Below are 23,394 nucleotides of genomic sequence, written 5' to 3'. Positions count from 1 at the left end.
CGCAGCGAACAGCAGCTCAGACGGGGCCGCAGCTCAGAGACGCTTCAGGGAGTCGGTCTTGTCCTTGAACTCGCCCAGCAGTAGCTGGAGATAGCTCACCTTGCGCAGTTTGATGTTGGCCGTGAGGGACATCCCCACCTGCAGGTCCAGGCCCTGCCCGTCCTTGAGCTTGAGCTGCTGGGTGTTCAGCTTGATCACCGCGGGGAAGCGGTACTTCGGATTCTGCTCCTCAGGGGGGAGCGCATCCGAGCCGATGGAAACCAGCGTGCCCTGCACGACGCCGAAATCCGAAGCCGGGAAGGAGTCGATGCTCACATCCACGGGCTTGCCCACCCGCACGAAACCGATATCGGCACTGTCGATCTCAACCTTGGCTTCGAGATCCTTGAGCGGAACGATCTTCATGACTGGCTCACTGCCCTGGGCCACGAAGCCGGGTCCCTTGGGCTTCAGATCGAAGACAATCCCATCCACAGGAGAGCGAATGTCCTGATAGCGGATGTTCACCTTGGACTCGGTCAAACGGCTACGCAGGTCAGAGAGCTCACCACGGATTTCGGCAACGGCCTGCTGCAGGATGGCCTGCTGACGGAAGCGGTCAACCTTGACTTTCTCAAGCTCGCCCTGAACCTCGCGCGTCTGGTTGCGCTGCTGAAGGTATTGCAGTTCCGGCACAGCACCCACCTTCTGCAGCGACTCCAACCGGTCGAGGATTTGCTGTTCCAGGGCCAGATTGCGCTCCAGCGAGCGCTGTTCCGTGTCGTTCAGGCTGAGATAGCGCTGCAACTCCAGCTCCTTGAGTTCCAGCTGGTGCTGCTTCGACTGAATCGATTCCGTCAGACTCTCCCGGCGATCGACGGTCGCCTCGTTGTCGAGGCGCAGCAGCACCTGGCCCTTCTTCACCTGCTGCCCCTCTTCGACCAGCATGGTATCGAGCACACCCCCGACCGGCATCTGCACGGTCTTGACATCCCCGATCGGCTGCAGCTTGCCGGTGGCAATCACCACTTCATCCGTCTTAGCCAGGGCCAACCAGGCCAGGCCGAACCCCGTGGTGCCGATCAGGGCCCAGGTGATCGCCCTGGCCAGGAAGCGCGACTGCTGCAGGACCATCGCCTCGTGGCCGGTCTGGACACGCCGCTCGATGGCGTTCTGGGCCGCTTTGACCAGGGAGGATGCACGACGCTGGTCAGCCATCAGTGGGCCTCCTGTTGACGATAAAGGGCGAAATAGCGCTCCCTTCGTTCAATCAACTCATCGTGGCTGCCAGTCTCTACGACGGCACCATCCTGAAGCATCACAATGAGATCAGCACGACGAATCGTGGAGAGACGATGGGTGATGAAGAAGACCGTGCAGTGACTCAGATTCTCCAGAAGATTATCGCAGACACGTCGTTCAGTGTCGTAGTCCAGTGCACTTGTCGCCTCATCCAGCACAAGAAGTTTGGGCCGTGACAACAGGGTTCGAGCCAACGCCAGGCGCTGCCTCTGACCACCGGAGAGGCCGGATCCCCGCTCCCCCACATTGGCGCTATAACCGCCGGGCAGCTCCATGATGAAGTCGTGGGCGCAGGCCAGACGCGCCGCTTCCACGATGGCGTCGCTGGTGGCATCTGGATCGGTCAGGGCGATGTTTTCGGCCACTGAGCCTGAGAAGAGCAAGGGCTCCTGGGGGACGATGCCGATCTGACGGCGCAGCGAATAGAGCTCAACCTTGTCAATGTCATAGTGGTCGATCAGGATTCGACCCTGGTTCGGGGAATACAAACGGGTGAGCAACTTCATCAAGGTGCTCTTGCCGCTGCCACTCTGGCCCACCACGCCCACAAAGGTTCCCGCCGGGATGCTCAGGTCGACATGCCGCAGCACCAGGGGGGAGTCAGGCTCAAAGCTGAAACTGACATCACAGAAGTCGACGTCGCCGACAATGGGAGGCAGGGGAATCTTCTGCTTGTCCGCCTCGTTGGACTCCTCCGGAGTGTCGACGACGTCGGCCAGGCGCTCGAAAGAAACCTTGAGCTCCTGAATGTTCTGCCAGATCGAGGAAAGTCGAAGCAGGGGCTGGGTGACGTAGCCGGAAATGATGCGGAAGGCGATCAGCTGGCCCAGGCTCATCTCACCCTTCAGCACCAGACTGGCACCAACCCAGAGCACCAGCAGCTGAGAGAGTTTCTGGAGAACCTGAGAGGTCTCCACCAAAGCCGTGCCGGTGATGGTCTTCTCGAAGCTGCGCGAGATGTAGCGAGAATAGAGATCCTGCCACTTCCAGCGGCTGATCATCTCGACATTCTGGGCCTTGACCGTCTGGATTCCTGTCAGAACCTCAACGAGATGACTCTGGGTGCGTGCATTCTCGTGGGCCGCATCACGGTACTGACGCCTGAACAGGGGTGCACCGAGAACGGTGAGTCCCACCTGGATGGGCAGCACACAGAGGGCGATCAGGGACAGCAACCAGCTGTAGATCACCATCACAGCAATGTAGATCACAGAAAAGGCTGTATCCAGCAGTGTGGTGAGCGCCTGTCCGGTGAGAAACTCGCGGATGTTCTCGAGTTCGGCCACCCGCGTGCCCAGCTCACCCACGGGTCTGCGATCGAAATAACTGAGCGGCAGCCGGAGCAGATGGTCGATCACCTCGGCACCGAGGCGCAGGTCGATGCGGTTGGTCGTCTCCGTGAACAGGAAGGTGCGGAGCGCGCCGATCAGGCCCTCCATCAGGGTCACCACCACCAGGGCGATGCCCAGCACCTGCAGGGTGTCGAGACTGCGCTGGGCGATCACCTTGTCGATGATCACCTGGATCAGCAGGGGGTTGGCCAGGCTGAACAGCTGGACCACGAAGGAGGCCACCAGCACCTGCAGCAGCAGACCGCGGTAGCGCTTCAACGAAGGCCAGAACCAGTTGAAGCTGAAGCGCTGGTCCGGGGTGGTGCTGCTGCGCTCCATCAACAGCAGCTCGATGCCGTTGGGGAAGGCCTCCTCGATCTCGCTGGGGGACAGGGTCACCCAGCCTTCGCGCGGGGAGGCCAGCACCAGACCCTGGGCGTCGGCGGCTCGCACCAGGGCAAACCCGCCCTTCCAGGGCACCAGCGCGGGGACCTGCAGGCGGGTGCCCTGGCGCGCCGGCACCCGCACGCCGCTGACGTGAAGGCCCATCATCGCGGCGATGTTGCCGCAGAGCTGCAGGTCGGGGGTCTGACCGCGGCGCAGCACGTCGCGGAGGATCTTCTCGATGGAGTCGCGGCGGAAGGGCAGCTTCAGCTGAGCCGCCAGCATCTGGAAACAGGCGAGGGTCTCCTCGAGCGGGCCGTTGCCGCGCAGCAGGCGGAGTTCCGAGCGCTCGCGCTGCCCCAGATCCAGGCGGCTGGCGAGGGGGGCCGACCCGGCACCGCTGGCCACCAGGGCCGAGCCCCCATCGACCTGAACCGCCTCTGCGCCCGTGGAGGGCCCCTGGGAGCCCAGCAGGGCCACTGGTGCCTCCGGCAGGGCCAGCAGCCGGGGCGGCAGGGGCGGCTTGGCCGCCGGGACACCGGCGGACGGATCGAGCCGGGCGCCGAGGGGATGGGCCACCAGGTTCGCACTGGCGGCCAACAGGATCAGGTCGGCGGGGAGATCGCGGAGCGCGGCCGCATCGGGCGGCACGAGCCTGGCCCCCTGCGCCACCTGCTGCCACAGGTCGAGCAGGGAGGTTCCACCCTGGGCATGGCGTTCCAGCAGGCCGGCGAGCAGGTCCAGCAGTTCCGCGTCGAACAGGTGGGAGCCGCACCAGGTGGCAAAGGTGGGTTCCTGCGCCAGCAGCTCGAGGATGAGCGCATCGGGAATGGCCAGGGCTTCCACGGCGGACGCCGTGCTCACCTCTTCGCAGGGGGCCGCCCGCAGCAGCGAGGCCAGCCCCACGAAGCTGCCGGGTCCCAGCTTCGCCGCGGTGCGCAGGGTGTCCTGATCCCGCACGAGCAGGCGGGCCGAACCCGAGAGCAGCAGGAGGATCCTCGAGGGGATCAGGCTGTCATCGCACAGGGGGGCGCCGAGGGCGAACGGCTGGACGGTGGCCGCCTGCTCCAACGCCTGCCGGGCCTGCGCCGACAGTCCGGCAAAGGCGGGATGCTGCTGCAGGGCCGCCGTGTCGAGCAAGGAGCTCATGAAACCGCCACCACCTCAACCGGGCTGTGCTGCCGAAGCTGCGCCATGCGGTGGTCGACCTCCTGCTCGAGCCATTCATCCAACATCTCCTGGATCATCGCGTCGGAGACCTCTTCGTCAAACGTGGCAGGAATCAGGCTTTCCAGCCGCACCAGGAGCCACCATTCGGCGATCGGAAAGGGCTCCAGCACGACACCGGGTCGGGCGGTTCGAAGCCGTTGCACCAGCTCGGGGTGGGCCTGGGCCAGGGGTACGGGCCCGACGATGCCGCGGGTGGCCCGCTCGGGCCCCTCGGCGTGGGCGGCGGCCAGGGCATCGAAGCTGGCCTCCCCCTCGTTGATCTGCAGAAACAACTCCCGCGCCAGATGGGGGTTCTGGGTGCGCAGCAGGCTGTAGACCACCTGGTCGAGCTGGGGCTTGCTGGCCAGGAAGCGGGATTCGGCCTTCGCGGAAAACCGCGCCACACTGAATTTCCAGACCTTGACGGGATAGAGCGCCTGATAGGCCAGGTCGGCGTCCGAGAGCAGCAGCCCCTCCTGGAGCTGCTTCAGCTCCTGGCTGCCCTCCACCTCGTTGTCCTGCAGAAACTGGGCCCAGGCCGCCTCCTGCTCGTCGGACTCCAGCTCCACCGAGGCCAGCGCCTCCTCCAGCACCAGCTGCCGGATGTAGGGGCGCAGCAACCCGTAGCGGGCAAGTTTCCGCAGATCCGGACCCTCTGGCAACTCCATGGCTCGTACCCGAAAGGCCTGAACGGCTGACCCGCGCCTACCCAGCATGCTGCCAGGACGCGACGGGCCGTGTCAGGGGGACCGTTGCAGGGGGCAGGGAGGGGGCGAGGCCAGACCGCGCTGATGGAAAGCCTGCTCCCTAGAATTGGGTTTGGCAATGCTCGTTATCAGGGTTTGGCGGCGTCCACGACCCCACACCCGCCCGCCGCCCTTCCCGTGGTGGAGACCTTCCATTCACTCCAGGGTGAAGGGTTCCATGCCGGCCGCAGTGCGTTCTTCATCCGCCTGGCGGGCTGCACGGTGGGCTGCAGCTGGTGCGACACGAAGCACTCCTGGCCGGAACGCTCCCACCCCAGGCTGCCGCTCGCGGAGCTGAGCGCCCAGGTGGGGGAGGCGCGTCGGATGGGGGCGGGCTTTGTCGTGATCACCGGAGGCGAGCCGCTCCACCACGACCTCGCGCCCCTGTGCCGGCAGCTGGCCGTTCAGGGACTGCCCCTGCACCTCGAGACCAGTGGGGTGGATCCGCTCCGCGGCCAGTTCGACTGGATCACCCTCTCCCCCAAGCGCCACAGCCCGCCCCGCCCGGAGCTGCTGCAGCGGTGCGATGAACTCAAGGTGATCGTGCACCACGAGGACGATCTCGCGTTTGCCGAGGCCATGGCCCTCCAGGCCGGCAGCGGGGGCCCCAGCCCTCGCCTGCTCCTGCAGCCCGGCTGGGGCAGCAGGACCGGTGAGCGCCTGGCCCTGGAGTACGTCCGCAGGCATCCGCACTGGCGGTTGAGCCTCCAGTGCCACAAGTGGCTCGCGATCCGCTGAGCGGCGCCCCCTGCATGCCTGAGCCCATGGTCAGCTCCCCCAGCTCCCCGCCAACGGCCGTCGCCCTGCTCTCCGGTGGCCTCGATTCCGCCACCGCGGCCGCCCTGGCGATCGAGGCGGGCTATCGGGTGATCGGCCTCTCCTTCGACTACGGCCAGCGACACCGGCGCGAGCTGGACGCCGCCGCCGCCATCGCCAGCGCCCTGCGGCTGCCCGAACACCACACCCTCGCGGTGAACCTGGCGGCCTGGGGGGGATCCGCCCTCACCGACGCGGCCATCGCCGTGCCCACGACCGGTGTGGAGGAGGGCGTCATTCCCCCCACCTATGTCCCGGGGCGCAACACCGTGTTCATCGCCCTGGGGCTCAGCCTGGCGGAGGCGCGCGGCGCGGCGCGGCTGGTCCTCGGCGTGAATGCGATCGATTACTCCGGCTATCCGGACTGCCGTCCCGACTACCTGGAGGCCTTCCAGCAGCTGGCTGACCTGGCGACCCGGGCCGGCCGGGAAGGCCGCGGCGCCCGGCTCTGGGCGCCCCTGGTGCACTGGAGCAAGACGCAGATCGTGGAGGAGGCCCTGCGCCTCGGCGTGCCGATCGCCACGACCTGGAGCTGCTACAGCGGCGGAGCGCGCCCCTGCGGGCATTGCGACAGCTGCCGCATCCGGGATGCGGCTCTGCGGGCGGCGGGTCGGCCGGACCTGGCCGGTCGATGAGTCCCCGCCTGCTGCGCCGGGAGCTGCCCTGGCAGCCCCCCTGGCCGCTGGTGTGTCACCTCAGCGGTGCGCTCGGAGCCGAGGGACTGGTCTGGCTGGACGGCCAGGTGGAGGAGAAGCCCGCCGGCATCCCGCCGCCTGGCTCGGATCTCGCCAGCTTCAGCTACCTGGCCGTGGGGCCGGTGGAGCAGCGGAGCTGCCGCGGTCTGCCGGGGGAGCCCGGCGCGGCGGACCCCCTGGCCCTGCTGGACGAACTCGCTCGCAGCGGCGAGAGCTGGCTGGGCTGGCTGGGCTACGAGGCCGCTGCCTGGGTGGAGCCCGCCCGGCACTGGCGCCCCCCGGACATGGCGGTGCTCTGGGCCGTGCGCCCCGATCCCCTGCTCGTCTTCGAGCACCGGGCGCAGCGCCTGCAACTCCTGGGCCGTGACCCGGAGCGCCTGGAGCGCTTCACCCAGCTGATCAGCCAGCCAGGCACCTCCCCGCCGCTGCCGCCGTCAGCGCCGGCCCTCGAGCGCGATGGCTGGCACTGGCACACCGACCGGCAGCACTTCGCCGGCCAGGTGCGCAGCGTGCAGGACTGGATCCGCTGCGGAGACCTGTTCCAGGCCAACCTCACCGCCTGCTGTGAGCAGACCCTTCCCGCACCGGCCAGCGCCGCCGAGCTGCTCGCCCTCTACGGCCGCCTGCGCCATCGCTGTCCGGCCCCGTTCGGAGGCCTGGCGATCCGCGCACCGGCGGGCGGCGCCCCCCCCTCCAGCGGCGAAACCGATCTCGAAGCGGTGCTCTCGGCCTCCCCGGAGCGGTTGTTGCGCCTGAGCTCCGATGGCCGGGTGGAAACGCGCCCGATCAAGGGCACGCGGCCCCGGCATGCCGACCCCGGGGAGGATGCCGCCGCCGCCGCGGAACTGGTCAGCAGCCCGAAGGACCGGGCCGAGAACGTGATGGTGGTCGATCTGCTCCGCAATGACCTGGGCCGTGTCTGCCTGCCGGGTTCGATCCGGGTGCCCCAGCTGGTGGGGCTGGAGAGCTACAGGAGCGTGCACCATCTCACCTCGGTGGTGGAGGGCCAGCTGCGCCCCGGCGCCGGAATCGTGGATCTGGTGACGGCCTGCTGGCCTGGGGGCTCGATCAGCGGCGCCCCCAAGATCCGGGCCTGCTCCCGGCTCAGTGCGCTGGAGCCAGTGGCCCGCGGGCCCTACTGCGGCTCCCTGTTCCGCCTGGGTCCCGATGGCAGCTTCGACAGCAGCATCCTGATCCGATCCGTGCTGGTGCGTGGAGCCAGGTTCAGGGCCCATGCCGGCTGCGGCATCGTGGCCGACTCCGATCCCGAGGCCGAGGCCGACGAGATGGGCTGGAAGCTGGATCCCCTGCTGGACGCCCTGGCATGAGCAGTGCAGCGATCGCCTGGATCGATTCCCCAGCCCCCCACGGGCGCTGGGGGGAGCCGGGGGCGCTGCAGCTGCCCCTCGATGACCGGGGCCTGCTGCTCGCCGACGGGATCTTCGAGACGGTCTGGGTGGAGGCAGGTCAGCCCTGGCTGCTGGAGGAGCACCTCGAGCGCTGGACGGACGGGGCCCGGTTGCTGGGGATGGAGCCGCCGCCCCTGGCCCCGGTCCTGGCGCACACCATCGCGGAGGCCATCCGGCGCAGTGGGATCCGGCGGGGAGCCCTGCGTCTGAACTGGAGCCGGGGCAGCGCCGCTTCGGGGGGGGGACGGGGTCTGGCGATCCCCCGCCACAGCGCGCACCGGTGCTGGCTGCAGCTCACCGCCCTCGAGGCCAGCTTCAGCGCGGTGCGGGTGATCGTGAGTCCCACGGAGCGGCGCCAGGCCGGCAGCCTGCTGAGCCGCTGCAAGACCTTCAGCTATGCATCCGCCATCCAGGCCCGTCGGCAGGCCGCCGCGGCAGGGGCCGACGACGCGCTGCTCAGCAGCAGTGCTGGCGGGCTCTGCTGCGGCACGGCGGCCAACCTGATGCTGCGGCAGGGCCACCACTGGATCACCCCGCCCCTGGCGAGCGGGTGCCTGCCCGGGGTGATGCGGGCCCGGGCCCTCGCCCTGGGACTGGCCACGGAGGGAGTGGTGCAGCCCGACCAGCTCCTGCACGGGGATGGCGCCGTACTGCTCAACAGCCTGGGCTGCCGGCCGATCAGCCAGCTGGACAACCAGCCGCTGCCGCGGCTGGAGGGGGCCGAAAGCTTCTGGCGCCGGCTGCTCAGACGCTGAGGAAGCGGTCCACCACCTCCTTGCTGAGTTCGGCGGTGGGACCGCTGGCCACCACACCGCCCTTCTGCATGGCGTAGTACCAGTCCGCCTGGCGCACGAAGTGGAGATGTTGTTCCACCAGGAGCACACTGATGCCGGTGGTCTCGATGATGCGTCGGACGGCCCGCTCGATGTCGAGCACGACCGAGGGCTGGATGCCTTCGGTGGGCTCGTCCAGCAGCAGCAGCTTCGGCTTGCCGAGCAGGGCCCGGGCGATGGCCAGCTGCTGCTGTTGCCCGCCCGAGAGGTCGCCGCCACGTCGCGCCAGGAACTTCTCCAGCACGGGGAAGAGCTCGAACACCACCGGATCGATGTGGCGGTGCTGGCCCAGGCCGCCCGGAAGCGCCTCCATGCCCAGCATGAGGTTTTCCCTCACGGTGAGCTGGGGAATGATCTCGCGCCCCTGGGGCACATAGGCGATGCCCCCGCGGGCCCTGCGGTGGGGCGGCAGACCGGTGAGGTCCCGGCCCAGCAGTTCCACCCGGCCACTGCGCTGGCGGAGCAGCCCGACCACCGTCTTGAGCAGGGTGGACTTGCCCACCCCGTTGCGGCCGATCAGGCAGACCATCTGCCCGGGACGCACGGACAGATCGACATTGCGCAGGATGTGGCTCTCGCCGTAATAGACGTTCAGATCCTGAACCTCCAGCACCCTGTCCGAGACGGGCTGGGGGGAGGTCGGCTGGACGGTGATGGCGGTCATGGACTTCCGGTTCAGTTGAATTCGCCCTCGGACTCACGGCCGAGATAGACCTCGATCACCCGCGGATCGCTCTGCACCTGATCCATCGAGCCCTCGCAGAGCACATGCCCTTCATGGAGCACCGTGACAGGAGCCTTGAGGTCGCGGATGAACTCCATGTCGTGCTCGATCACCAGCACGGTGTGATCGCCGGAGAGCTGCTTGAGCAGTTCGGAGGTGAGCATGGTCTCCTCATCCGTCAGACCCGCGACCGGCTCATCCACCAGGAGCAGCTGGGGATCCTGGGCCACCAGCATGGCGATCTCCAGCCACTGCTTCTGGCCATGGGACAGACCGCCGGCCCGCTGGTTGGCGTGGGGCTCGAGGCCCACGACCCCCAGCAGGTGCTGCACCCTGTCCCGGGCGCTGGAATCGAGCCGGCCGAACAGCAGATCGAAGGGGGAGGAACGGCGGCTGACGGCTAGCTCCAGATTGCGGCGGGGGGTGAGGTTCTGGTAGACGCGGGGCGTCTGGAACTTGCGACCGATCCCGAGCCTGGCGATCTTGTGCTCACTGATGCCGAGGAGCGACTGGCCGCGGAAGAACACGTCTCCCTTGGTGGGTCGCACCTTGCCGGTGATGACATCCAGGAAGGTGGTCTTGCCGGCACCGTTGGGGCCGATCACGGCCCTGAGTTCCCCCGGGGCAAGACGGAGGTTGAGATCGCTGAGCGCCCAGAAGCCATCGAAGCTGACGCTCACACCGCGCAGCTCGAGCAGTGGCGTGGATGTCATCGGGAACCTCCCTGGAGGTCCTGCTTCTCGGCCTGGACGGCAGGATCGAGATCCAGACTCGGGTAGGTGGGCGCCAGGGGAGGCCAGCCGAGCATGGCCTGGATGTGGCGAGGACCTCCCTGGCGCCACCAGCCGACCAGCCCATCGGGCAGCGCGGTGACGACGAGAAGGAAGAGGCCCCCCTGGATGAACAGCCAGGTTTCCGGCAGCTGCTCGGAGACCAGGCTCTTGGCGTAGTTGATCAGCACGGCACCGATCACGGCGCCGACCAGGGTGCCGCGGCCACCCACCGCCACCCAGATGACCATCTCGATGGAGAACGGAACGGCCATGAACTGGGGGGAAATGATGCCCGACTGCACGGTGTAGAGGGCACCGCTGACCCCGGCCATGGCACCGGCGATGGCGAAGACCACGGTCTTGTAGGCGGTGGGGTTGTAGCCCGTGAAGCGCAGCCGGGGCTCGTCATCCCGGATGGCGATCAGGGCATCGCCGAAGCGACCGCGGGTGAGCCAGCGGCAGAGCAGCCAGGCAGCGACCACCAGCACGACCGTGAGCCAGAACAGGTTGCGCTGCATGGCATCGCTGCCGACGAGTTCGCCGAGGATCCGGGCCGTGTCGGTCTTGAGACCGTTGGTGCCGTTGATCAGCTTCTGCTGGCCGTTGAAGAAGTTGAAGAAGACCAGCAGCGCGGCCTGGGTCAGGATCGAGAAGTAGACCCCTTTGATGCGGTTGCGGAACACCAGATAGCCCAGCACCCCGGCCACCAGGGCCGGCAGCACCCAGATGCAGAAGAAGGTGAAGGTCGGGGACTGGAAGGGTTGCCAGAACGCCGGGAGCTCCTGCACCCCATAAAGACCGAAGAATTCCGGCAACTGTCCTGGCTGAAGGGAAGTGAGCTGGAGGTGCATCCCCAGGGCATAGCCCCCGAGGGCAAAGAAAATGCCCTGGCCCAGGCTGAGCATCCCGGTGAAACCCCAGATCAGATCAATGCCGAGGGCCACGATGCCCAGGGAGAGAAAACGGCCCAGCAGGTTGAGCCGGAATGGAGGCAGTACGGCCGGAAGGAGAAGGGCGGCCGCCACGACCAGGAGCCAGGGAAGCCATCGACGCAGGGGGTGCATCGGTCAGGCCTCCACCAGGCGGCCCTTCTGCGGGAACAGACCCGCCGGCCGGAACTGCAGAAAGACCACGATCACGGCGAACACGAGAACCTTGGCCATGGAGGTGGTGGCAAAGAAGCTCACCGTCTCGCTGATCCCGGCCGGCATGGCCGGCCAGACCAGCAGCAGGGAACCGGAGCCGACCACGTAACTCAACACGCCGATGCCCAGTGCGGCCACCACGGTGCCGAGCAGCTTGCCGACACCGCCGAGCACCACCACCATGAAGCAATCGACGATGTAGTTGCCCCCGAGGTTCGGGCCCACGGAACCCAGCAGGGTGACCGCCACACCGGCAACACCGGCAAGGCCCGAGCCGACCAGGAAGGTGAGGGCATCCACCTTTTCGGTGGGGATCCCGAGGCAATCACTCATCGGGCGGTTCTGGGTGACCGCCCGGATCCGAATGCCCCAGACGCTCTTCTGCAGGAACCAGGTGACGGCAACCAGGGCCACCACGGTCAGGGCAATGATGAACAGACGGGCCGTGGGCATGGTCAGAGCACCGAGCTCGATCGACCCGCGCAGCCACTGGGGCGCCGTGACGTCGATGTTGCGGGCGCTGAACCAGGGCTGATCGAGGGCACGCACCCCCCCCAGCAGCGCGGCCAGCACGATGCCCACCAGGGCAGCCGCGACCCAGCTGCCGACGCCGAGCAGGGGGGTCCAGCGGCGTTGCCACCATCCCGGCGGGGTCAGCCGGGGGAAGACGATGCCGAGCAGCACGGCCGCCACCAGGCCGATGGCAAAGGCGCTGCTCACGGAGCGGACGAACTGCTGAAGGATCAGGCTGACGCCCCAGGTGGCCAGGAGCGTCTCGAGCGGACGCCCATAGAGGCGCCGGATCACGGTCTTCTCGAGCAGCAGCCCCGCCAGACCGCTGACCAGGAAAGCGGCGGGAATCGCCAGAAGGATGTAGGCCGGAAAGAGGGCTTCGAGGGGCCCGTTCTTGAACAGGTTCTGCACCACGAACGTGGTGTAGGCCCCGAGCATCATCAACTCACCGTGGGCCATGTTGATGACCCCCATCAGGCCGAACACGACGGCCAGTCCGAGGGCGGCAAGGACAAGCACAGCGCCGATGGCCAGTCCGTTGAACAGGGTTTCGTAAAGAAGATCCATGGGCCCCTCACAAGGGCGTCGAGTGGATGGCTGATCAGAAAAAAGGGGGGGAGAGCCCCCCCCCGATGCCTCCCACCGGGGCCGGATGGCCGGGGAGTGTGGCTGGACGGCTGACGCCGTGACTCACATGTGGCTCACATCTTGAACTTGCCCGGATCGGGCACGTCGGTGCGGGTCCAGTCGCAGGTGTAGCCCTTGGTCTCGGGCACGAACTGGTTCCAGGCCACGGGCTTCACGAAGCCCTTGTCCTCGAGGATCTTGAACATGCCGTCCTTCTGCACCTCGCCGATCAGCACGCGCTTCTCGACGTGGTGGTTGGGCTGAACGGTCACCTTGCCTTCAGGGGCGTCGAAGCTGACGCCGATCAGGGCCTCCCGCACCTTGTTGTCATCGACGCTGTTGGCCTTCTCGGCAGCCTTGGCCCAGAGGTAGACCATCATGTAGGCGGCTTCCGCAGGGTCATTGGTGACGCGGTTGTCGCCGTACTTGGCCTTGAAGGCCTCGGTGAACTTCTTGGACTCGGGGGTGTCCAGCGACTGGAAGAAGTTCCAGGCCGCATAGGTGCCCTCCAGGTACTCGGGTCCGATCGCCGCGACTTCCTCCTCGGCGATCGAGAAGCTCATGATCGAGTAGCCGTTGGCCGGGGTGATGCCGGCGGCCTTCATCTGCTTGAAGAAGGCCACGTTGCTGTCGCCGTTCAGCGTGTTGACGATCACGCCACCGTTGGGCAGCGCCTGCTTGATCTTGGCGATGATCGGAGCGACTTCGGTGTTCCCCAGGGGCAGGTAGTCCTCACCCACCACCTTGCCGCCCTGGGCCTTGAGCTGCTCCTTCATGATGGTGTTGGCCGTACGTGGGTACACGTAGTCGGAGCCCACCAGGAAGAAGTCCTTGCCCTTGTTGTTGAGCAGCCACTCCACAGCAGGCTCGGCCTGCTGGTTCGGGGCAGCACCGCTGTAGAAGATGTTCTTGGAGCACTCCTGACCCTCGTACTGGATCGGGTAGAAGAGGAAGTGATCCTTGGCCTCGAACACCGGCAGCATGGCCTTGCGGCTGGCCGAGGTCCAGCCGCCGAACACCACGGCCACCTGATCCTGATCGATCAGCTTCTTCGACTTCTCGGCGAAGGTAGGCCAGTCGGAGGCGCCATCTTCTTCGACCGGAACGATCTTGAGCTTCTTGCCGTCGATGGTGATGCCACCCTTGGCATTGATCTCATCGATGGCCATCAACTCGGCTTCGGCCACCGTGTTTTCGGAGATGGCCATGGTGCCGGAGCGGGAATGGAGGATCCCGACCTTCACCTCACCGTCAAAATCTCCGGAAGCCTGTTCTCCACCCCCGCAGGCCACGAGGGAGAAGGAAGTGGCCAGGGCCGTGGCACCGCCAATCAGGCGCAAGGAGGGCTTGCGCATGAAGGAAGGGTTCATAGAAATCTCTGCGGGAAAAGCGCTTGATTGGACCGCCGCGGTCCTATGGCATCGCTGACCGTATCGGGCGGGAATACCTCGACCTGTAGCCATCGCGACCGTTCAGCCCAACGGTCAGGGGTGGCCCACAGGCGAAGGGGGCAACTGCTTGAGCAGGAAATCCTCCACGGCATCGAGGCCAGCGCCACTGCGGATGTTCGTGAAGCACCAAGGCCTGCCTCCGCGCATCCGTTCGGTGTCGGCCTCCATCACCCCCAGGCTGGCACCCACCAGCGGCGCCAGGTCGACCTTGTTGATCACCAGAAGGTCGGAGCGGGTGATGCCCGGCCCCCCCTTGCGGGGGATCTTGTCGCCGGCCGCCACATCGATCACGTAGATGCAGAGGTCGACGAGTTCCGGGCTGAAGCTCGCCGCCAGGTTGTCGCCGCCGCTCTCCACCAGCACCAGATCGAGGTCCGGGAAGGCCTGCTCCAGCTCCTGCACCGCCGCCCGGTTGATCGAACAGTCCTCGCGGATGGCGGTGTGGGGGCAACCGCCCGTCTCCACCCCGCGGATGCGCTCGGGCTCCAGGACCCCCGCGCGGGTGAGGAACTGGGCGTCTTCCTGGGTGTAGATGTCGTTGGTGACCACGGCGAGCTGGAGGCGATGGCGCAGCCGGCGGCAGAGGGCCTCCACCAGGGCCGTCTTGCCGGAGCCCACCGGGCCCGCGACTCCCACGCGCAGCTTGCTCATCGCCCCGCTCAGCTCCTGAACAACCGTGAGTAGAGCTCAGCATGGCGCAGCTGGGCGATCCCGGCCCCCACGCCCCCGTTCCAGAGATCGCGCGGATCCGCCGCCGCCAGCTCCACGGCCCGTTCGGCGATCAGGGGCGCGAGGGACAGCTGCAGGCGCTGGGCCTCGGTGGACCCCAGGGGCACCAGGCGCACCGCCGCACTGAGCTGGTTGGCGGTCCAGCCGAACAGATAGGCCTCCACCAGCTCGAGCGCGGGCAGCTGCAGGGCTCGGCCGGCCAGGGCGAAGGCGACGGGCCAGGCCAGGTCGAGCCGCGGCGGCTCGAAGCCGAGATCCGCCAGCAGCCGCAGCAGCGAGGCGCCCATCTGCCGCTGCTGGGCACGGACCTCTGGAGCCTCCCGCATCGCCAGCAACCAGCGGTCGCGCTCGCACAGCTCCGCCACTGAGGCAACCATCAGCTGCGGTAACCAGGCCGCCTCGACGGCCAGCATGCCCCGGCGAAGCTCGGCTTCGATCCAGCTCGCCACAGCGCTCGCATCCTGAAGGCGACCGGCCTGAACTAGCGCCTCCAGGCCCTCCGCATAACTGAAGGCACCAACCGGGAGCGCAGGGCTGACCAGTTGGAAAAGGCGAAGCCGACTAGTGGTCATGGGGATGACGATCTCCGGTGGCATAGGCCCCGAATTCCGGCAGGAAAGGCGCCACAATCGGGGTCAGCGTGAGACCCCGGTGCTCGAGCAGATGGGCGAGAACTGGATCCTCCAGCAACCTGAGTTCCCCTGCCTGGATCTCGATCGCCACATGCCGGTTGCCCAGGTGGTAGCAGGCCTGCAGCAGGGCTAGACCCGAAGGAGCCTCAACTCGCAGCAAAGGCTCCGGTGCCGCTTCTACCCGTACCACTTGCTCCAGCCCACCATCCGCCAGCAATTCACCGGGCTGGAGTGCCTCGCCGCGGGGGAGCTGCAACAGCAAGGGACGTCCGCAGACGCTGCGGCGTAGACCTCGTAGCCGCCTGCGCTCATCGGCACTGAGAGCCAACCTCAGGGAAGGCTTCCGTCCGTCCCCGTCCCCCAGCCTCTGGTTGAGAAGCAGAGGGGCCGGGGCTGGCGCGCCTGACGAGGCTGCGGGGATCATGGCCAGAACGCGCTGAGGTGGGTATCTCCAGCATCACAGGGAATCGTCCATGGCACGGCCAGGTGCGGCTGAACTTCCGTGGAGTGGATGACGGGGGACAGGCCAGGACCGTGCACCAGGGGGCCGCCAGCGCTCCGCTGAAGCTGCAGCGGGCCTTTCCACAAGCCGATGGGCGCTGCGAATTGCCGCTGTTGCACACCGCCGGAGGCCTGGTGGGTGGCGACCAGCTGAGCATCACGACCACCCTCGCTCCTGGCAGCCGAGCACTGCTCACCAGCGTGGCAGCCCAGAAGATCTACGGCTCCATCGGGAGGTTCAGGCAGGCGCCAGAAGGCCTCTGGGCCCGCCAGAACCTGCATTTCACCCTCGAGGAGGGGGCCGACCTGGAGTGGCTGCCCCAGGAGGTCGTCGTCTACGCCAATGGGCTGTTCGAGCAACACTGTCGGGTGGAGCTCGCGCCGGAAGCTTCCTTCCTGGGGGGCGAGGTGGTACGCCTGGGGCGCACTGCCGCCGGGGAGGGTCTGGGTTCGGGCCGGTGGCGCTCGGCTCTCGAAATCCGGCGCCACCGGGCGGAGGGGAGCGACTGGGTTCTGGTGGACCGGATCGAACTGGGGGGGCGCGCGCTCGAGGGGGAGCACGGCCTGGCAGGGTCGCCCGTCCATGGCTCCCTGGTCTGGGCGGCACCAGACTCCCTAACACCCACCGCACTGGCGACCCTGGTGGAGAGCTGCCGCGCGGACCGGAACGGCCTCGACGGGGAGATGGCTTGCGGCACCCTCTCGCAGGGCCTGGTGGCCCGCTACCGGGGCCCCTCCAGCCAGGCGGCGCGCTACTGGTTCAGCCGGATCTGGGCCCGGATCCGGGCGGTGCGGGGCCTGCCGCCGCCCCAGCTGCCGCGGGTGTGGCCCTTCCAGGAGCAACCGCTGCTGTGAGGCAGGTTGGGCGGGCCTGCGACCGCGGGCCTCAGCGGGCCCCAGCGGGCCTCACCCGAGGGTGTGCTGGGGTGGGCCGGCCTCCAGCAGCCGAAGCCGGCCGGCCAGCCAGCGGGTGGTGGTGGCCTGGGCCAGGATCGTGACCAGAATCGCCAGAAAGGTCACCGAGGAGATCAGCTTGGCCTCAGGGGCGCCGACGCCGAGCAGCAGGCCCGCCAGGGCCCCCGGAATCACCCCGGTCTCCCGCGTCCAGCAGATGAACAGGAGCTCCTCGATCGACCACCGGGCGCGGCGATCCGGCAGGGCACACAGGAAGACCGTGACGGGCCGGGCCACCAGCATCAACACCGCCACCACGCCGATCCCGCCGATCAGGTGCTGGTTGATCAGGGCAAAGTCCACCTGGCTGCCCAGCAGGAAAAAGATGAACATCCGCATGATCAACGAGGTCGTTTCCACGAAGTCGTCCATCCGTTCCTGCTCGCCCTCCTTCATTTCGAAGCCGAACAACTCCTTGTTCCCCACCATGAAGCCGAACACGAAAACCGCCATGAAGCCGCTGGCGTGCAGACCGCTGGCACCGAGGTAGGCCGCGATGACGGCCATCAGCGACACCAGCGGTGCGTATTCCTGCAGAAAGCCATAGCGCTCGTGGGCGATCAGCGTGCTTGCCAGGTAACCCAGCAGAGCTCCCGCCACCATCCCGAGCAGGGCCTGATGCCCCAGCTCCAGGGCTGCGGCCTGCAGCGAGAACTGGCCCGTGCCCATGGCGACGCCAAGCACCGAGAAGGTGAGGATGGCTCCGGTGGCGTCGTTGAAGGCCGACTCGGACATCACGGTCTGGGAGACCCTGTCCTTCACCCTGACCTGGCGGAAGACGGGGATCAGGGTGGCCGGATCCGTGGAGGCGATCACCGAGGCCAGCAGCAGAGCCACAAGGAAGGGAAGGCCCAGGAAGTAATGCGCGGCCAGACCGGTGATCACGGCCGTGATCAGCACCCCGGCGGTGGCCAGGGAGACGATCGTGACCCACACCTCCTGGATCACCCGGAATCGCAGCGAGACGCCGCCGTCAAACAGGAGATAGCAGGATCCAAAGATCAACAGCAATTGATTGAGTGCGGAATCGGCCTTGATGTCGATCCAGCCGAGGCCACCGGGCCCCAGCAGCGTTCCCACAACCAGGAATGTGACGACATCGGGAATCTTCAGCTTCTTGGAAAGAACGGCGCAACTGGATCCCACGGCCAGGATCACACCAAACTGGAGCAGGATGTGCTTGGCGAATTCAATGGAGTAGGTCGTCATCAGAAGCGATCACGGTGAGAGCGGCTGCCGGGAAGCGTGAGGCGCTCGGAACCCTGAGCAGGAAGCCTTGGTGCACATTGACACCCGGCGATGGGCTGGATCCTGCAACCCTGAGCCCCGCTCCCATCGGCGGGAACGTCCAGGCCGAACCTGGTCGCCACGCCGATGACTGCCAGAGTGGAGAGGCGATGGCCCCTGCAGCCTCCCCATCCCAGAGCCATGCACCTCACTCCCCAGGAGAAGGACAAGCTCCTGATCGTGACCGCCGCCCTGCTGGCCGAACGGCGGCTGCAGCGCGGTCTGAAGCTGAACCATCCCGAAGCGGTGGCCTGGCTCAGCTTTCTGGTGCTCGAGGGCGCCCGGGACGGCAAGACGGTCGCCGACCTGATGGGCGAGGGCACCACCTGGCTGAGCCGTGACCAGGTGATGGAGGGGGTGCCGGAACTGGTGCCGGAGGTGCAGATCGAGGCGGTCTTCCCCGATGGCACCAAGCTCGTCACCCTGCACGACCCGATCCGCTGACCTCCGCTTCCTGTCCCCGCGACCGCTGCCGCCCATGGCCCCGCTCATCCCAGGCGAACTGATTCCCGAACCGGGCGAGCTGGAGCTGAACGCCGGCCGACCGGTCACCACGGTGCTGGTGGCGAACACCGGCGACCGGCCGGTGCAGGTGGGCTCCCACTACCACTTTCAGGAAGCGAACAGCGCCCTGGCGTTCGACCGGGAAGCCGCCCGCGGGCTGCGGCTCGACATCCCCGCCGGCACGGCCATCCGCTTCGAACCCGGTGACCGCCGTGAGGTGCGGCTGGTGCCCTTCGCCGGAACGCGCACCATCGTCGGATTCAACGGGCTGGTCAACGGTCCGCTCGACTGACCCGCCCCTCGACTGACCGGTCCTCCCTAGCCGCCACCCCCTCGCCAGTCCCGAAGCCGCGATGCCCTACCGGATCTCCCGCCGCGCCTACGCCGAGACCTACGGCCCCACCACCGGCGACCGGCTGCGGCTGGCCGACACCGAACTGCTCCTGGAGGTGGAACAGGACTTCACCGTCTACGGCGACGAGGTGAAGTTCGGTGGCGGCAAGGTGATCCGCGACGGCATGGGCCAGGCCCAGACCAGCCGCGCCGAGGGGGCCGTGGACACGGTGATCACCAACGCCCTGATCCTCGACTGGTGGGGGATCGTCAAGGCGGACATCGGCCTGCGCGACGGCCGGATCGTGGCGATCGGCAAGGCGGGCAACCCCGACACCCAGGCGGGCGTGACGATCGTGGTGGGTCCCGGCACCGAGGCGATCGCCGGCGAGGGGCACATTGTCACCGCCGGCGCCATCGACACCCACATCCACTTCATCTGCCCGCAGCAGATCGAAACGGCCCTCGCCTCCGGAGTCACCACCCTGCTGGGGGGCGGTACCGGCCCGGCCACCGGCACCAACGCCACCACCTGCACCCCCGGCGCCTTCCACATCGGCCGCATGCTCCAGGCCGCCGAAGGACTGCCGGTGAACCTGGGCTTCTACGGCAAGGGCAACGCCTCCACCCCCGAGGCGATCGACGAGCAGATCCGCGCCGGGGCCTGCGGCCTCAAGCTCCACGAAGACTGGGGCACCACCCCGGCCGCGATCGACTGCTGCCTCACGGTGGCCGACCGCTTCGATGTGCAGGTGTGCATCCACACCGACACCCTCAACGAGGCCGGCTTCGTGGAGGACACCATCCGCGCCATCGGCGGCCGCACGATCCACACCTTCCACACCGAGGGGGCCGGCGGCGGCCACGCGCCGGACATCATCCGCATCTGCGGCGAGGCCCACGTGCTGCCCAGCAGCACCAACCCCACCCGGCCCTACACCCGCAACACGCTCGAGGAGCACCTCGACATGCTGATGGTGTGCCACCACCTCGATCCGCGCATCCCGGAGGACGTGGCCTTCGCCGAATCGCGCATCCGCCGCGAGACGATCGCCGCCGAGGACATCCTCCACGACCTGGGCGCCTTCTCGATCATCGCCAGCGACTCCCAGGCCATGGGCCGGGTGGGCGAGGTGATCACCCGCACCTTCCAGACCGCCCACAAGATGAAGGTGCAGCGAGGCGCCCTGCCGGAGGACAGCGCCCGCAACGACAACACCCGCCTGAAGCGCTACATCGCCAAGGTGACGATCAACCCGGCCATCGCCCACGGGCTCGACAGCCAGGTGGGTTCGGTGGAGGTGGGCAAGCTGGCCGACCTGGTGCTCTGGAAGCCCGGCTTCTTCGGCGTGAAGCCCGAGCTGGTGCTCAAGGGGGGCTCGATCGTCTGGGCCCAGATGGGGGACGCCAACGCGTCGATTCCCACCCCCGGCCCGGTGCACGGCCGGCCGATGTTCGGCGCCTTCGGCCGGGCCCTGGCCCCGAGCTGCCTCACCTTCGTGAGCCAGGCGGCCCTGGAGGCGGACATCCCCCGCAGCCTCGGCCTGGAGCGTGCCTGCGTCCCGGTGGTGAACACCCGGGGCATCGGCAAGGCCCAGATGCGCAACAACGCCGCCCTGCCCCGGATGGAGGTGGACCCCCAGACCTACGAGGTCTTCGCCGACGGGGAGCTGCTCACCTGTGAGCCGGCCGAGGTGCTGCCGATGGCCCAGCGCTATTTCCTGCTCTGAACTTCCTGCTCGGAAACTGCCGCTCTGGGGCTTCCGTAACAATTCATACCAGCAGCGTCCCCCTCCGGTGTCCATGATCCGGAGGCGGCTCAAGGCTCGGCATGTTCACGGAGTACAAGCCCCAGCGCGGCTACGACGAATACTTCAGCGGGACGGACGAACCCCGCAGCGCCCTGCGGCCCCTCCTGTCCTCCCTGGGGCAACTCGGGTTGGAGGAGCTCAACCGGAACCATGCCGCCGCCGGGATGCTGCTCAAGCGCCTGGGGGCCACCTTTCGCCTCAACGGCTCCGGCAACCGGGGCGTGGAGCGCATCCTGCCGTTCGACCCCCTGCCCCGGCTGATCGGCGCCAGCGAATGGCAGACCCTGGAGCGGGGTCTGGTGCAGCGGCTCGAGGCGATCGATCTGTTCCTGGCCGACATCTACGGCGACCAGCTGATCCTGCGCGACGGCATCCTGCCCCGCGAAGACCTGGAGACCTCCCAGGGGTGGCGCCCCCAGATGGAGGGCTTCAGGCCGCCACTCAACAAGTGGTGCCACATCTCCGGCCTGGATCTGATCCGCGACGGGCAGGGGACCTGGCGCGTGCTGGAGGACAACCTGCGCTGTCCTTCGGGGGTGGCCTACTTCCTGGAGAACCGCCGCGTCATGAAGCGGATGTTCCCGAGCCTGTTCGCCGGGCGGACGGTGCAGCCGATCGACGATTACCCCTCGCACCTGCTGCAGACCCTGCGCGAACTGGCTCCGTGGACGGAGCGTCCAACCGTGGTGCTGCTCACCCCCGGGGTGTTCAACAGCGCCTATTTCGAGCACAGCTACCTGGCCCAGCAGATGGGGATCCAGCTGGTGGAGGGCCGGGATCTGGTCTGCCAGGACGATCGGGTCTGGATGCGCAGCACCGGCGGGCTGGAGCCTGTGGATGTGATCTACCGCAGGATCGACGATGACTTCCTCGATCCTGCGGTGTTCCGCAGCGACTCGATGCTGGGCGTGCGGGGTCTGATGCAGGCCTACCGGGCCGGTCGGGTGGCGATCGCCAATGCCCCGGGTACCGGCGTGGCCGACGACAAACTGATCTACGCCTATGTGCCCGAGATGATTCGCTACTACCTGGGGGAAGAGCCGATCATCGAAAACGTCCCCACCTATCTCTGCGCCAGGGCCGAGGACCGGGCCTACGTGCTGGAGCACCTCGGGGAGCTGGTGGTGAAGGCGGTGGCCGAAGCCGGCGGCTACGGCATGCTGATCGGCCCCCATGCCAGCCAGGAGGAGATCAGCGACTTCGCCGAGAAGATCAAGGCCAACCCCCGCAACTACATCGCCCAGCCCACCCTGGAGCTGTCCACCGTGCCCTCCCTGAGCGAAGGCGAACTGTTCCCCTGCCACGTGGATCTGCGCCCCTACGTGCTGCGGGGCAAGGGGGCCTGGGTCAGCCCTGGCGGCCTGACCCGGGTGGCCCTGCGGCGGGGTTCCCTGGTGGTGAACTCCTCCCAGGGGGGCGGCTGCAAGGACACCTGGATCGTCAGTGAGCAGGGAGGAGGGACGGCCCAGCAGAGCCAGTCGTCCCAGCAGGGAGCGCCATGCTGAGCCGCGTCGCCGATTCCCTCTACTGGATCAACCGCTACGTGGAACGGGCCGAGAACATCTCGCGCTTCGTGGAAGTGAGCGAGGCGATGGCTCTGGACTGCCCCCCGGGAAGTGCCGAGCCCTGGCTTCCCCTGATCGACGCCAGCGGCGACCGCGAGCTGTTCGATTCCCTCTACCCCCAGGGGCGCCCTGAGGACGTGGTCGAGTTCCTGGTTCGTGCCGAGGAGAATCCCAACAGTGTGGTGAACTGCATCGCCATCGCCCGCGAGAACGCCCGCCAGATCCGCGAGGTGATCACCACCGAGATGTGGGAGCAGCTCAACGACATCTACTGGACCCTGCAGGAGAACGAGGGCTTCTGGAAACAGCCTCCGCAGGAACAGCTCCGGGACATCCGCCGGGCCTGCCAGCTCTTCTACGGCATCACCGACTCCACCCTCAGCCGCGACCTCTCCTGGCAGTTCAGCCGGCTGGGCCGGCTGCTGGAGCGGGCCGACAAGACGACGCGGATCCTGGATGTGAAGTACTTCCTGCTGCTGCCTTCCCCGGACGAAGTGGGCGGTGTCCTGGACGAGCTGCAGTGGATCTCGCTGCTGCGCAGCGCGGGCGCCTACCAGATGTTCCGCCAGTCCCGCCAGCAGGCGATCGAACCGCGGGCCGTGGCCGGCTTCCTGCTGCTGGATCCGATCTTTCCCCGCTCCGTGCGTTATTGCCTCGAGCGTATTCAGGACACCCTGAAGATCGTGCAGGGGCGCTCGGTGCCGGGGGCCCCGGACGAACTGGAGTGCCTCAGCGGTCTGACCCTGGCCCGCTGGAGCTACACGCGCATCAACGACCTGTTCGCCGTGGGGCTGCATGAGGCCATTGACGGACTGCAGAGCGACCTCAACAGACTCCACAACCTGATCGAGCAGCGCTATTTCGTCGCCGCGGCTCTCGAACCCACCCCTGCGGATCCGGCATGCGTGCCCGTCTGATCCATGCCTTCACCTACGGCTACAGCCAGCCCGTGCTGCTGGGCCCCCACCGCTTCTGCCTGAAACCCCGGGGCCATGGCTTCCAGAAGCTGGTGAATTTCCATCTGGAGATCACCCCGGAGCCCAGCCGCTTCTATGCCCTGCTGGCCGCCAGCGGCGATGAAATCCTGCGGGCCCGCTTCGGTGGGTCCACCGAGGAGTTTCTGGTGCGGGCCGTCAGCGAG

The 23,394-nt window shown here is 67.5% G+C and carries 23 protein-coding genes; 11 read left to right on the top strand and 12 right to left on the bottom strand.

The window, feature by feature from the left end; translation table 11 throughout:
• Positions 1-33: 33 nt before the first annotated feature.
• The 3 genes from ACLD7X_RS08015 to ACLD7X_RS08005 are packed head-to-tail and all read right to left on the bottom strand — an operon-like array spanning position 34 to position 4,873.
• Complete coding sequence (locus ACLD7X_RS08015) at positions 34-1,197, bottom strand: HlyD family secretion protein (RefSeq protein ID WP_411423029.1); 1,164 nt, start codon at positions 1,195-1,197, stop codon at positions 34-36.
• Positions 1,197-4,145 carry an ABC transporter transmembrane domain-containing protein gene (locus tag ACLD7X_RS08010; RefSeq protein ID WP_411423028.1) on the bottom strand — a complete coding sequence of 983 codons (2,949 nt, stop codon included), beginning with the start codon at positions 4,143-4,145 and terminating at the stop codon, positions 1,197-1,199. Before ACLD7X_RS08010 ends, ACLD7X_RS08015 begins: the two co-directional genes overlap by 1 nt.
• Positions 4,142-4,873 (bottom strand): peptidylprolyl isomerase, encoded by a 732-nt coding sequence (locus tag ACLD7X_RS08005; RefSeq protein ID WP_411423027.1) that lies wholly within the window; start codon positions 4,871-4,873, stop codon positions 4,142-4,144. Before ACLD7X_RS08005 ends, ACLD7X_RS08010 begins: the two co-directional genes overlap by 4 nt.
• Positions 4,874-5,047: 174 nt before the next feature.
• On the opposite strand from ACLD7X_RS08005, the gene ACLD7X_RS08000 reads away from it, so the two are divergent.
• From ACLD7X_RS08000 to ACLD7X_RS07985, 4 genes are read left to right on the top strand one after another with little or no spacing between them, the layout of a single operon-like run.
• A complete protein-coding gene (locus ACLD7X_RS08000; protein ID WP_412006748.1) occupies positions 5,048-5,689 on the top strand; it encodes a 7-carboxy-7-deazaguanine synthase QueE in 642 nt (213 codons plus the stop codon).
• A 26-nt stretch (positions 5,690-5,715) separates the two neighbouring features.
• Positions 5,716-6,402, top strand: a complete 687-nt coding sequence (queC, locus tag ACLD7X_RS07995; protein WP_412006747.1) for a 7-cyano-7-deazaguanine synthase QueC — start codon at positions 5,716-5,718, stop codon at positions 6,400-6,402.
• Positions 6,399-7,790, top strand: coding sequence for an anthranilate synthase component I family protein (locus ACLD7X_RS07990; RefSeq protein WP_411423024.1), 1,392 nt, complete (start codon positions 6,399-6,401; stop codon positions 7,788-7,790). Before queC ends, ACLD7X_RS07990 begins: the two co-directional genes overlap by 4 nt.
• Entirely contained in the window at positions 7,787-8,626 is an 840-nt protein-coding gene (locus tag ACLD7X_RS07985; protein WP_411423023.1) for an aminotransferase class IV, read from the top strand. The genes ACLD7X_RS07990 and ACLD7X_RS07985 overlap by 4 nt, the downstream gene beginning before the upstream one ends.
• Here the strand turns inward: ACLD7X_RS07985 and urtE are convergent.
• The 8 genes from urtE to ureE all read right to left on the bottom strand — a co-directional run bounded on the left by urtE (position 8,616) and on the right by ureE (position 15,722).
• Positions 8,616-9,317, bottom strand: coding sequence for an urea ABC transporter ATP-binding subunit UrtE (gene urtE / locus ACLD7X_RS07980; RefSeq protein ID WP_411423022.1), 702 nt, complete (start codon positions 9,315-9,317; stop codon positions 8,616-8,618). The genes ACLD7X_RS07985 and urtE overlap by 11 nt on opposite strands.
• 62 nt (positions 9,318-9,379) lie before the next feature.
• Positions 9,380-10,141, bottom strand: coding sequence for an urea ABC transporter ATP-binding protein UrtD (gene urtD / locus ACLD7X_RS07975; protein WP_411423021.1), 762 nt, complete (start codon positions 10,139-10,141; stop codon positions 9,380-9,382).
• The gene (gene urtC / locus ACLD7X_RS07970) at positions 10,138-11,265 is read right to left on the bottom strand and encodes an urea ABC transporter permease subunit UrtC (protein ID WP_411423020.1); all 1,128 of its coding nucleotides are present in this window, start codon (positions 11,263-11,265) and stop codon (positions 10,138-10,140) included. The genes urtD and urtC overlap by 4 nt, the downstream gene beginning before the upstream one ends.
• Before the next feature lie 3 nt (positions 11,266-11,268).
• Complete coding sequence (urtB, locus tag ACLD7X_RS07965) at positions 11,269-12,426, bottom strand: urea ABC transporter permease subunit UrtB (RefSeq protein WP_411423019.1); 1,158 nt, start codon at positions 12,424-12,426, stop codon at positions 11,269-11,271.
• Between the two features lie 134 nt (positions 12,427-12,560).
• Positions 12,561-13,841 (bottom strand): urea ABC transporter substrate-binding protein, encoded by a 1,281-nt coding sequence (gene urtA, locus ACLD7X_RS07960; RefSeq protein WP_412007392.1) that lies wholly within the window; start codon positions 13,839-13,841, stop codon positions 12,561-12,563.
• Between the two features lie 129 nt (positions 13,842-13,970).
• Positions 13,971-14,588, bottom strand: a complete 618-nt coding sequence (gene ureG / locus ACLD7X_RS07955) for an urease accessory protein UreG (RefSeq protein ID WP_411423017.1) — start codon at positions 14,586-14,588, stop codon at positions 13,971-13,973.
• Between the two features lie 8 nt (positions 14,589-14,596).
• Positions 14,597-15,238 carry an urease accessory protein UreF gene (locus ACLD7X_RS07950; RefSeq protein WP_412007391.1) on the bottom strand — a complete coding sequence of 214 codons (642 nt, stop codon included), beginning with the start codon at positions 15,236-15,238 and terminating at the stop codon, positions 14,597-14,599.
• Positions 15,228-15,722, bottom strand: coding sequence for an urease accessory protein UreE (gene ureE, locus ACLD7X_RS07945; protein ID WP_411423015.1), 495 nt, complete (start codon positions 15,720-15,722; stop codon positions 15,228-15,230). The genes ACLD7X_RS07950 and ureE overlap by 11 nt, the downstream gene beginning before the upstream one ends.
• Positions 15,723-15,739: 17 nt before the next feature.
• Here ureE and ACLD7X_RS07940 point away from each other — a divergent pair, with 17 nt between their 5' ends.
• Positions 15,740-16,654, top strand: coding sequence for an urease accessory protein UreD (locus ACLD7X_RS07940; RefSeq protein WP_411423014.1), 915 nt, complete (start codon positions 15,740-15,742; stop codon positions 16,652-16,654).
• 51 nt (positions 16,655-16,705) lie between these two features.
• Here the strand turns inward: ACLD7X_RS07940 and ACLD7X_RS07935 are convergent, their stop codons facing one another.
• Entirely contained in the window at positions 16,706-17,962 is a 1,257-nt protein-coding gene (locus ACLD7X_RS07935) for a cation:proton antiporter (RefSeq protein WP_411423013.1), read from the bottom strand.
• A 219-nt stretch (positions 17,963-18,181) separates the two neighbouring features.
• Here ACLD7X_RS07935 and ACLD7X_RS07930 point away from each other — a divergent pair, with 219 nt between their 5' ends.
• The 6 genes from ACLD7X_RS07930 to ACLD7X_RS07905 form a co-directional block, all read left to right on the top strand.
• Complete coding sequence (locus tag ACLD7X_RS07930; protein ID WP_411423046.1) at positions 18,182-18,484, top strand: urease subunit gamma; 303 nt, start codon at positions 18,182-18,184, stop codon at positions 18,482-18,484.
• Positions 18,485-18,518: 34 nt separating this feature from the next.
• The gene (locus ACLD7X_RS07925) at positions 18,519-18,836 is read left to right on the top strand and encodes an urease subunit beta (protein WP_411423012.1); all 318 of its coding nucleotides are present in this window, start codon (positions 18,519-18,521) and stop codon (positions 18,834-18,836) included.
• 61 nt (positions 18,837-18,897) lie between these two features.
• Positions 18,898-20,607 (top strand): urease subunit alpha, encoded by a 1,710-nt coding sequence (ureC, locus tag ACLD7X_RS07920; RefSeq protein WP_411423011.1) that lies wholly within the window; start codon positions 18,898-18,900, stop codon positions 20,605-20,607.
• Positions 20,608-20,708: 101 nt separating this feature from the next.
• Positions 20,709-22,193, top strand: a complete 1,485-nt coding sequence (locus ACLD7X_RS07915) for a circularly permuted type 2 ATP-grasp protein (RefSeq protein ID WP_411423010.1) — start codon at positions 20,709-20,711, stop codon at positions 22,191-22,193.
• Positions 22,187-23,170 carry an alpha-E domain-containing protein gene (locus ACLD7X_RS07910; protein ID WP_411423009.1) on the top strand — a complete coding sequence of 328 codons (984 nt, stop codon included), beginning with the start codon at positions 22,187-22,189 and terminating at the stop codon, positions 23,168-23,170. Before ACLD7X_RS07915 ends, ACLD7X_RS07910 begins: the two co-directional genes overlap by 7 nt.
• A partial coding sequence (locus ACLD7X_RS07905; protein ID WP_411423008.1) for a transglutaminase N-terminal domain-containing protein occupies positions 23,155-23,394 on the top strand: 240 nt, incomplete at its 3' end. The genes ACLD7X_RS07910 and ACLD7X_RS07905, both read left to right, overlap by 16 nt.

It is taken from the genome of Aphanothece microscopica RSMan92 (genome assembly GCF_046613545.2).
Taxonomy (GTDB): Bacteria; Cyanobacteriota; Cyanobacteriia; order PCC-6307; family Cyanobiaceae; genus NIES-981.
The sequence above is the reverse complement of the archived record's forward strand: the minus strand, read 5'-3'. Positions and strand labels throughout refer to the sequence as shown.